Origin of the sequence: Actinoplanes sp. NPDC048791 (assembly GCF_040650095.1) — a bacterium.
Classification (GTDB): Bacteria; Actinomycetota; Actinomycetes; order Mycobacteriales; family Micromonosporaceae; genus Actinoplanes.
This window is the reverse complement of record NZ_JBEZGQ010000249.1, coordinates 1-9,681: the sequence shown is the minus strand read 5'-3', so window position 1 is coordinate 9,681 and position 9,681 is coordinate 1. Positions and strand designations below refer to the sequence as shown.

6 protein-coding genes, 2 tRNA genes and 2 pseudogenes are annotated in these 9,681 nt (G+C 69.0%); 6 read left to right on the top strand and 4 right to left on the bottom strand.

All coding sequences use genetic code 11. The features are described 5' to 3' along the window. Nucleotides 1-448, bottom strand: a pseudogene (locus AB0C29_RS19560) (pentapeptide repeat-containing protein); the annotation flags it as partial. A 212-nt stretch (nt 449-660) separates the two neighbouring features. Here AB0C29_RS19560 and AB0C29_RS19555 point away from each other — a divergent pair. From AB0C29_RS19555 to AB0C29_RS19535, 5 genes and pseudogenes are all read left to right on the top strand, one after another. Beyond that, nucleotides 661-1,782: a lamin tail domain-containing protein gene (locus AB0C29_RS19555; RefSeq protein ID WP_360821986.1), complete on the top strand. Its 1,122-nt coding sequence runs from the start codon at nt 661-663 to the stop codon at nt 1,780-1,782. 69 nt (nt 1,783-1,851) lie between these two features. After that, the gene (locus AB0C29_RS19550; RefSeq protein WP_360821984.1) at nt 1,852-2,742 is read left to right on the top strand and encodes a DUF2199 domain-containing protein; all 891 of its coding nucleotides are present in this window, start codon (nt 1,852-1,854) and stop codon (nt 2,740-2,742) included. Between the two features lie 32 nt (nt 2,743-2,774). Continuing rightward, nucleotides 2,775-2,848 (top strand) — tRNA-Met (locus AB0C29_RS19545). A 70-nt stretch (nt 2,849-2,918) separates the two neighbouring features. Continuing rightward, nucleotides 2,919-3,812 carry an alpha/beta hydrolase gene (locus tag AB0C29_RS19540; RefSeq protein ID WP_360821982.1) on the top strand — a complete coding sequence of 298 codons (894 nt, stop codon included), beginning with the start codon at nt 2,919-2,921 and terminating at the stop codon, nt 3,810-3,812. Between the two features lie 73 nt (nt 3,813-3,885). Further along, nucleotides 3,886-4,113, top strand: a pseudogene (locus AB0C29_RS19535) (IS110 family transposase); the annotation flags it as partial. 211 nt (nt 4,114-4,324) lie between these two features. Here the strand turns inward: AB0C29_RS19535 and AB0C29_RS19530 are convergent. From AB0C29_RS19530 to AB0C29_RS19520, 3 genes are all read right to left on the bottom strand, one after another. Continuing rightward, nucleotides 4,325-4,398, bottom strand: a tRNA-Met gene (locus AB0C29_RS19530). A 118-nt stretch (nt 4,399-4,516) separates the two neighbouring features. Then, nucleotides 4,517-7,480: a UPF0182 family protein gene (locus tag AB0C29_RS19525; protein ID WP_360821980.1), complete on the bottom strand. Its 2,964-nt coding sequence runs from the start codon at nt 7,478-7,480 to the stop codon at nt 4,517-4,519. Nucleotides 7,481-7,587: 107 nt separating this feature from the next. Beyond that, complete coding sequence (locus AB0C29_RS19520) at nt 7,588-8,616, bottom strand: PDZ domain-containing protein (protein WP_360821978.1); 1,029 nt, start codon at nt 8,614-8,616, stop codon at nt 7,588-7,590. Between the two features lie 89 nt (nt 8,617-8,705). Here AB0C29_RS19520 and AB0C29_RS19515 point away from each other — a divergent pair. Then, nucleotides 8,706-9,681 (top strand): zinc-dependent metalloprotease (locus tag AB0C29_RS19515; RefSeq protein ID WP_360821976.1); only part of this gene is annotated, 976 nt, incomplete at its 3' end.

Below are 9,681 nucleotides of genomic sequence, written 5' to 3'. Positions count from 1 at the left end.
CGTCCAGCGCGAGCAGCTCCTGCGGTGCGCCGGTGGTGAGCGCCGTGGTCTCGTCGAGAGCCGTGCGCAGTTCCGGGTGCAGCCGGCGCGCCGCTGTGAGCTCGAGCGCCTTGGTCACGTACCAGAGCAGCTCGTGCAGCTGGCGCATGACCGGCAGCACGGCGAACATCTGCCCGGCGATGCCGGGCGTGCCGCGCCACTCGCGGCCGCCGAAGGTCACCTGGGTGACCTGCTGGCCGGCGCCGAAGCAGTCGAAGACGACGCAGCCGGGGAAACCGCGCTCGGGGAGCCGGTCGTGGATGCCGCAGCGGAAGTCGTCGGCCAGATTCGGGCACGGTTTGCCGGCCGGCTTGTTGATGGCGAAGTCGGACGACTTGGCGAAGGCCGGCGCGACGCAGCACAGGCCGGCGCACTGTCCGCAGTCCGCTCGCAGCTGCTCAGGGGTCAACACGGCTCCGACCGTATACCGAGCCGCCTTTCGGCCGCCGAGTCCGACATGGCGGTTACCTGTCGTCACTGCGCCACTTGACCGAAAGTAACTCAGAGTTGCCATCTCGCTCATACGTCCAGGTGATAACCCCGTCCGTCCGTACGGGTGACTACGCTTTGTCATCTTCACTACGCTGCGTAAATCCCCACAGCTACGAGGAGAACTTGCTGATGCGTGCACGGAAGACGGCGGTCATGACCGCGATCGGCTGCGTCGCCGCCCTCGGCCTGGCCGCCCCCGCGAGCGCCGCCGACGCGGCGCCGACGATCTCGGCACCGGCCAGCCGCACCGGCTACGGCCCCATCACCATCACCGGTACGGCGCCCGCGGGCTCAACGGTGGAGCTCTACGAATCGGCGTACGTCTTCAACGACTTCTACCAGTCGCCGGACTACGACCACGGCGGCTACGTGTCGACGATCGCCTCCGGCTCGGGCACGTACCAGCTGAGCCGCATCCTGGACTCCGGCTTCCGCTTCTACGTCGTGGCCAACGGCGTCGCGTCCAGCCGCATCTCGGTGGCGATGGGCATCGTGCCGACCATGACGATGAGCGCCTCGAACGGCACCGTCGACGTCACCGTGTCGGCCAACCCGACCCAGCCGGGCCTGGCGGTGCACATCCAGCGCAACAACGACGGCACCTGGACGGACATCGCGGGCGGCCAGACCGTCGGCGACGCCTCGGTCTACACGACGACGCTGACCGGTCAGGGCACCGGGACCAAGTCGTACCGCGCGGTGATCGACGCCGAGCCCGACAACAACCTGCTGGCCGGGCGCACCGAGACGGTGACACTGAACGTCGGCAGCGGAAGCGGCAGCGGCGGCGGGTCCACCCCGACCACGCCCACCCCGACTCCCACCACGCCGAAACCGACCACCCCGAGCACGCCCTCGACGCCCGCACCCAAGGCCGGCGACGTGCAGTTCACCAAGATCGTCTACAACTCGCCGGGCACCGACAACGGCAGCAACACCAGCCTCAACGCCGAGTACGTCCGGCTGACCAACCGCACCGGCAAGACGGTCAACCTCAAGGGCTGGACGATCCGCGACGCCGCCGGGCACGTCTACACCGTCTCGACCGACCACAAGCTCGGCGCCGGCAAGACCGTCTACGTGCACAGCGGCAAGGGCACCAACGGCCGGCCGGACAGCGGCCACCGTTACTGGAACCGGACCGGCTACGTCTGGAACAACTCCGGCGACACGGCGTACCTGCGCAGCCCCAGCGGCAAGTCGATCGACTCCTGCCGGTGGACCAGCAACAAGAACCAGACCTACTGCTGAACCCCCGTACGCGCTGACGGCCCTCCGGCTTCCCCGCCGGAGGGCCGTCGTGCTGGGTAGGGTGCCCGAGTGCCTGATCATCTGCCCGACTGCCCCTGCTGCGGGGGAGCCCTGTCCCCGGTCGACTTCGCGGTCCGCTCCACCTGGCCGGACCCGATGCTCGCGCTCACCCCACCGGAACGCGAGGCGACCTGGGGCAACGAACACCTGCGGGCGGCCGAGGGCATCGGCGCGTTCGTCCGCTGCCTGATGCCGGTCCGCCTGACCGGCGGCGGCACCCTCGAATACTCGGTGTGGCTGCGGGTCCCGGCGCCGATGCTGCGGCACGCGAGCGAGATCTGGGAGGCCCCGGAGTACGCGGACCTGCGCCTCGAGGGGACGGTGGCGAACGCCGTACAGCCGTGGGCGGAGATGCTGGGCGCGCCGGCCCGGGCCGAGGTGCGCGAGCCGGATTCGATCCCGTACCTGGTCGCCGACGAGGGCACCCTGATGCACCGGATCCTGCACGACGAGTGGGACCGCGACGACGTGCTGAGCCGGCTCACGTACGCGCTGCCGACCCCGGTCCGGCAGCGGATCACCACCCGCTGGTCGCTGGACCGCTCAGCGGGCCTGGAGCTGCGGCGGCACGAGGACCGGATCTACTTCACCGGCCCCGGCCGCACGGTGCACCTCGACCCGCTGGGCACGCCCGCCGACTCGCCGCCGGCCGACGTGATCCGCGACCTCACCGCGGACGCGCCCCGGGACCGCGACGGCGAGCTCACCGAGATCAAGGACGAGACCCACCGGTACGCGTTCTGGCGCCCCGCCCTGGGCGACGGTCGCATCCTGCACAACCTGCACGGCTACGTCGCGGTCCCGGGCGACGTCCTGCACCTGGTCTGCGTCTTCGACGACCCGGCCGACCTGCCCTGGGCCCAGCACGTGTGGCGTTCGGTCAGCCCCGAGGAAGGCTGACGGCCGGCCCCGTGCTAGCTTTATGAAGCCGACGCGGGGTGGAGCAGCTCGGTAGCTCGCTGGGCTCATAACCCAGAGGTCGCAGGTTCAAATCCTGTCCCCGCTACAAAGCAGAACGGCCCGTCAGAGATCATCTGGCGGGCCGTTTCGCATGAGAGCCTTTTTTGGGAGTCGGTTTGTCGAGCTGGCAGATGAAGGGCGTAGCGGCATTCGTCCGCGTCGCCTACAAGCGCAGATTCGCCACCGAGGCGGCCGGCCGCGCGGTGCTGGCCAAGAAGAAGGGCCCGTCGGCCCCACCACCCGGGATCCGCAAGCGCTGCGTCGTGGCCCACCGCACGGTCAACAACCACGACGTGTACGTGGTGCGCTCCCGCCGAGCCGCCACCGGCCCGTCCGAACACGCCGTGATCTACCTGCACGGCGGCGCGTACACCAGCGAGATCGTCCGCGAGCACTGGGCGCTGGTGGCCCACCTGGCCGAACAGACCGGCCACGACGTCCACGTCCCGATCTACGGACTGGCCCCGCGGCACCACGCCCTGGAAGCCCTGAACCTGGTCACCACTCTGATCAAGGACCTGTCCCGGGAAGGCCGCCACTGCTACCTGGCCGGCGACTCAGCCGGCGGCGGCCTGGCCCTGCTGGCCGCCCAGGCATTCACCGACGACCCGCGACGCCCGGTGGCCGGCCTGACCACGATCGCCCCCTGGCTGGACCTGACCATGTCCAACCCCGACATCCCGGCAGTGGAACGCACCGACCCCTGGCTGACCCGAGCCGGCCTCCACCCGATCGCCGCCTCCTGGGCGGGCGACGTCCCGCTGACAGACCCCCGCCTGAGCCCTCTGTACGGCCGCCTGGACGACCTACCGCCGATCCAGGTCCTGGTGGGCACCCGCGACATCACCCTGCCGGACTGCCGAGCTCTGAGGGACCGCGTGGCCCCGGGCACCCCGCTCACGTACCACGAAGAACCAGACGCAATCCACGTCTACCCGCTGCTGCCCGTACCGGAAGCCAAAGCCGGCCGAGAGGCGATCGCGGAACACATCCGCAAAACCCTGCACTAGCCCCTCTCCGTAACATGACTGCCGGCAGTCGACGCCGCCTCAGCGACCGCCGACGCCGCCGCCATGCCGCACACGCCGCGTCGACGTCGACGACGAGCCCCTCGCCGAGCTGGAGGCCCCCGTCGGCTTCGACAACGACCTGGCCGGCGAAGCCACCCGACTGACCAACCGCATCCGCGCCCTACTCACCCAGATTCACCCCGCGTTGGAACGAGCTCTCGGCAGCAAAATCCAGCACAAGGCCGTCCCGAAACTGCTGTCGCGCTGCGACGGCCCCGCCGGTCGGCGCAAGGCCAGCCGCGCAGCCTGCACTCGACCGCATCCAACAAGGCGCCACGCATGGGCGAACACCTGGTTAAGCGGGGGTCTAGGGGCAAGGCCCCAGAAAAGCCGCACCGGAGCACGCCCAGCAACAACCGCACCGTGGGGGTCTGGGGGGCTCGGCCCCCCAGGCAGACATGCGAAAGAGTCCCCCATCCGCGCTGTATGCGGATGAGGGACTCCCAGACTCGTAGCGGGGACAGGATTTGAACCTGCGACCTCTGGGTTATGAGCCCAGCGAGCTACCGAGCTGCTCCACCCCGCGTCGGTAGCTCAACCCTAGCCTGCGCCCCGACCGACATGCAAAACGACCCCCCGTAACCTGCCCCACACATGCGCGCGGCCCGCCGGTAACCCGGCGCGCCGCGCATCATGTCACCTGGTCAGCCGCTTGGTGTCGGGGCCGGCGCCGATGGTGCGCCGGACGGTGGCGTCGACGGCGAGACCGAGGGTCCCGTGGTCGGCGTGCCCGCTGCCTTCTGCGCGTTCTGGAAGTTGGTCATCGCCGTGTCCAGGGCTTGCAGGGCCTGGCCGTACCGGACGAAGTCGCCGGATGCCTGGGCCGTCTTGACGTCCGCGATGGCCTTGTCCAGGGCGGCCGCCGCCTGGGCCAGCTGGCCGGGCAGCACCGGCGGCTGCCCGTTGCCCGTGTTCGGGGGCTGGTTGTTGGTCGGCGGCGTGTTCGTCGGGGGCTGGTTGCTCTTGCCCTGGGCGACCAGCTTGTCCAGGCCGTCCTTGAGGTTGTTGGCCAGCACCACGTACGTGCCGCCGTCGCCGTAGGACATCAGGACCTTCTGGAGCAGCGGTACGGCGTCCTGTTGCCCGCTCTTCACGTACACCGGCTCGACGTACAGCATGCCGTCGCCGACCGGTAGCGAGATCAGGTTGCCGAACAGCACCTGGGACTGGTTGCTGTTGGACAGCAGGGTCAGTTCCGAACGCACCGTCGCGTTGTTGGTCATGCGTTGGTGCACCTGGACCGGGCCCTGGATCGCTGTCTGGTCCGGTAGTTCCAGGACTTCCAGCCGGGGTTTGTTGTCGACGTACGACCCGGAGATCAGCGCCGCCAGGTTGTCCCGGTTGTTCGGGGTGACCGCCGAGGTGAGCTGGAAGCGGGTGCTGTCCTGCCCGGGCAGTTGCACGTTCAGGTAGAACGGCGGCTGCTTGACGCCGCTGTCCGGGTCGTCGGGCACGTTCGGTACCTGCCAGAAGTCCTGGCCGCTGAAGTACTCGGCCGGCTGCGTGACGTGGAACCGGGCCAGCAGGTTGCGCTGGACCTTGAACATGTCCGCCGGGTAGCGGAAGTGCGCGGCGAGCGAGGCCGGCGTCTGCGCCTTGGGGGTGATCAGCTTGCCGCCGAACGCCTTGTTCCAGGCCTTGAGGACGGGGTCCTGCTCGTCGAACTCGTACAGGGTGACCGTGCCGTCGTACGCGTCGACGGTCGCCTTCACCGAGTTGCGCATGTAGTTGATGTTGTCCCGGGCGAGCGCGACCGTGCCCCGGTTGGTGAGCTCGTCGGTCGTCTCCTCCTGCAGGTTGATCCGCTGCGCGTACGGGTACGTCGCCGCGGTCGTGTACCCGTCGAGGATCCACTTGATCCGCCCGTCGACCACGGCCGGGTACGGGTCGCCGTCGATGGTCAGGAACGGCGCGACCTTCTCCACGCGGGAGCGGGGGTCACGCACGTACATCAGCCGGGAGTCCTTGTTGACCGCGTCGGAGAGCAGGAAGTTGCTCTCGGTGTTCTTGATCGCGAAGACCAGCCGGCGGAAGAAGGACCCGATCGGCACGCCGCCGGTGCCCTCGTAGGTGTAGCGCTCCTCGGCGTTGTTGTTGTCGGGCTGCGGACGGTCGAACTCGGTCTTCTTGTTCGCGTCCGCCTGCCCGACGATGGCGTACTCGGTCGACTGCTCACCGAAGTACACCCGGGGCTGGTCGACCTTGATCTCCTCGGAGCCCGAGGCGCAGCCCGGCTGCTGGTCGTCGCCGAGGAAGCCGGAGACGAAATACGGCAGGCCGCCACAGACGACCTGGTTGGCGGGGGCCGCCACCATGCCGTACCCGTGGGTGAAGACCGTGTGCCGGTTCAGCCAGTTCTGCTGCTGGGTGGTCAGCGCGTTGTCGTTGATCTCGCGGACGCCGACCACGTAGTCCTGCGGCTTGTTGTTGGTCAGCGTGTAGCGGTCCACGTCCAGCTTGGGGCCGAAGTCGTAGAAACCCCGGACCTGCTGCTGCTGGGTGTAGGCCTCGGAGACCAGTTGCGGGTCGATCAGCCGTACGTTCTGCGCGCTGGTGTCGGACGCCAGCGTCGCCGGCGGCACCGTGGTGGACGCCGCGTACGGCCGGATCTCCGTGCCGGCGATCCCGAACGCCGCCCTGGTGGCCTCGATCGACCGGGCGATGTACGGCGCCTCCTTGTCCGCCAGGCTCGGCTTGACCTGGAAGTTCTGCACCGCCAGCGGGTAGATGCCGCCGATCGCCACCGCGGAGATGGCCAGCAGCGCCAGCGAGACGCCGGGCCAGACCAGATTTCGCATCACCGCGTTGGAGAACACGACGATCGCGATGGCCACCACGATCGAGATGTAGGCCAGGATCTCCTTGGCCGGCAGCAACGCGTTGACGTCGGTGTAGCCGGCGCCGTACAGGCCGGGTGAGACGTGCTGCTCCAGCAGCAACGCCCGCTGGTCCAGGATGTACGCGACCGCCTTGAGCAGCACGAAGAACGCCACCAGGGTGGTCAGGTGGGCCCGCGCCGCCGCGGTCATCCGGTCGCCGACGCCCTGCAGGCGCACCCCGCCGAAGATGTAGTGCACGGCCAGCGCGCCCAGCACCGACAGCACGATCGTGGTGAAGCCGACGCCGAGCACGTACCGCCAGAGCGGGTACTCGAAGATGTAGAAGCCGACGTCCACGTTGTGCTCGGGGTCCCGCACGCCGAACGGCTGGGAGTTCTGGAAGAGCATCCAGTCCTTCCAGCGGCTCTGCGCGGACAGGCCGGCGAAGAAGCCGATCACCACCGCGATGATCGTGATCCAGGTGCCGAGCCGCGGCTGGATCACCATCCGGTAGCGCTCGAGGGTGGCCTGCTCGGCCGAGTGCGGCCGCAGCAGCGGCCGGAGCCGGTAGGCCAGGTAGAGGTTCGCTGCGATCACCAGCGCCATCAGAAGTCCGATGGCCAGGAAGAGCAGCAGCCGGGTCACCAGTACGCCGGTGAACACACCCGTGAAGTCGACCTCGTCGTACCACAGGTAATCGGTGTACGCGTCGATGCCCCAGCCGAGCAGCGTGAAAAGAAGGAAGACCCCGACGAGGACGCCGACGGTCACGCGACCGCGCCGGCTCATCCTCGGTAGAGGACTGTTACGCATGACCAACGTGAACCCCACAAAGTCGGACCGGTATTTCACATTACGGTGTTGCGTTGTTCCGTCCGGGGCAGGTGCGCCGATTGTTACTTCACGGGGCAGGGTTTCGGCGCGCCGCCAGAGGTGAAGGTCTGCAGGGCGGTCAGGGCGTCGTCCACCGTGGCCACCTCCGCCATGGTCAGACCGGGCACAGCGTTGCGCATCGCCTCGGCGCAGTTGTCGGCGGGCACCAGGAAGAGCTTGGCGCCCGCGTCCTTCGCGCCGACCAGCTTCTGCGGGATGCCGCCGATCGGGCCCACGTTGCCCTCGTCGTCGATGGTGCCCGTACCCGCGATGATCTTGCCGCCGGTCAGATCGGCCGGCCGCAGCTTGTCGATGATGCCCAGGGTGAACATCAGCCCGGCACTGGGCCCGCCGATCTCGTCCAGGTCGATCTCGACGGTGAACGGGTGCGGCTGCTTCTTGTCGATGGCCACGCCGATGCGCGGGGTGTTGCTGCCCGCGGCAGCCTTGGTCTTGATGCTGGCGGTGGCGGCCTTGCCGGCGCGGGTGTAACCGACCGTCAGCGCCGTGCCGGCCGGCTTGGCCTGCACCAGCTGGGTCAGCTTGTCGGGGCTGGTCACCGGAGTGCCGTCGACGGTCGTGATGACGTCGTCCTTCTGCAACACGCCGACCGACGGTCCGTCCTTGGTCACCTCGGTGACGAAGGTCTGCACCGGGTAGCCGAGCTCGCGCAGCGCCACGGTCACCGCGCTGTACTGCGACGACTTGAACTCCTCGGCGTTCTGCTCCTCGACCTGCTGCTCACTCTGGTCCGGCGGGTAGATCAGGTCACGCGGCACGACGGCCTGCTCGTCGCTGAACCAGCCGCGGATCGCCCAGACCAGCTCCACGCTCGGCTGGACCCCTACGGTGGTCAGCCGGAGCTGACCCGCAGAGGTCGAGGTGTCCGCCTTCGTCACCTGGATGACCTCTTTGCCGTTGTCCGAACCGAGCGTGTTGACGGTCGGCCCCGGCTTCAGCACGACGTAGGGCAGGGGGAAGGCCATGACACCAACTGCCAGCAGTGCGGTGATCAGGGCGCCGAGGATGACCGTGACACCGCGACGTCTCATGCGCGTGACCGTACCAACCGACCCTGAGTTCTCTCTGAGCTGACACCGGCATTGCTCACCAGGGGCCCTGACGCGCGTACGGTTGGGGTGTGCCTGATATCCCGTTCGGCTTCAGCCTGCCGGGCGCCCAGCCGCCCGACCCCTCCGACCCGCAGCAGATGCAGCAGTTCATGATTCAGCTGCAGCAGATGTTCGCCGCGCCCGGCAGTGGCCCGGTCAACTGGGATCTGGCCCGCCAAGTGGCGGCCAGCCAGCTGAGCGCCACCGGCGATCCCGCGGTGAACATGTACGAGCACAATGCCGTCGCCGAGGCCCTGCGCCTCGCCGACCTGTGGCTCGACCCCGCGTCCGCGCTGCCCTCCGGCATCCGCGACGCCACCGCGTGGAACAGAAACGAGTGGGTCTACAACACCCTCGAAGTGTGGAAGAAGCTGTGCGACCCGATCGCGGGCCGCATGGTGGGCGCCATGGGTGACCTGGTCCCCGAGGAGGCCCGCGCCCAGCTCGGCCCGATGCAGTCGATGGTGGCGACCCTCGGCGGCGCCCTGTTCGGCGGCCAGCTCGGCCAGGCGCTCGGCCAGCTCGCGGCCGAGGTCCTCTCGGCCGGCGACATCGGCCTGCCACTCGGCCCGGCCGGCACCGCGGCGCTGGTCCCGGCCAACATCAAGACCTACGGCGACGGCCTGGAGCTGCCGGAGGACCAGGTCCGGCTGTACGTGGCGCTCCGCGAGGCAGCCCACCAGCGGCTGTTCCAGCACGTCCCGTGGCTGCGCGCGCACGTCCTGAACGCGGTCGAGACCTACGCGAACGGCATCACGGTCAACCGCGAGGCGATCGAAGAGGCGATGAGCCGCGTCGACCCGTCCGACCCGGAGTCGATGCAGCAGATGGCGCTCGAGGGCATCTTCACGCCCGAGGACACGCCGCAGCAAAAGGCGTCCCTGGCCCGGCTGGAGACGGCGCTCGCGCTGATCGAGGGCTGGGTGGGTCACGTCGTGGACAGCGCGGCGGGCGACCGGCTGCCGTCGGTGGCCGCGCTGGGCGAGGCGTTCCGGCGCCGGCGCG

What these genes read in the sequence shown, in the direction of transcription:
- AB0C29_RS19555 (WP_360821986.1), top strand. Translation starts at nt 661, where the DNA reads ATGCGTGCACGGAAGACGGCGGTCATGACCGCGATCGGCTGCGTCGCC.
- AB0C29_RS19525 (WP_360821980.1), bottom strand. Translation starts at nt 7,480, where the DNA reads ATGAGCCGGCGCGGTCGCGTGACCGTCGGCGTCCTCGTCGGGGTCTTC.
- AB0C29_RS19520 (WP_360821978.1), bottom strand. Translation starts at nt 8,616, where the DNA reads ATGAGACGTCGCGGTGTCACGGTCATCCTCGGCGCCCTGATCACCGCA.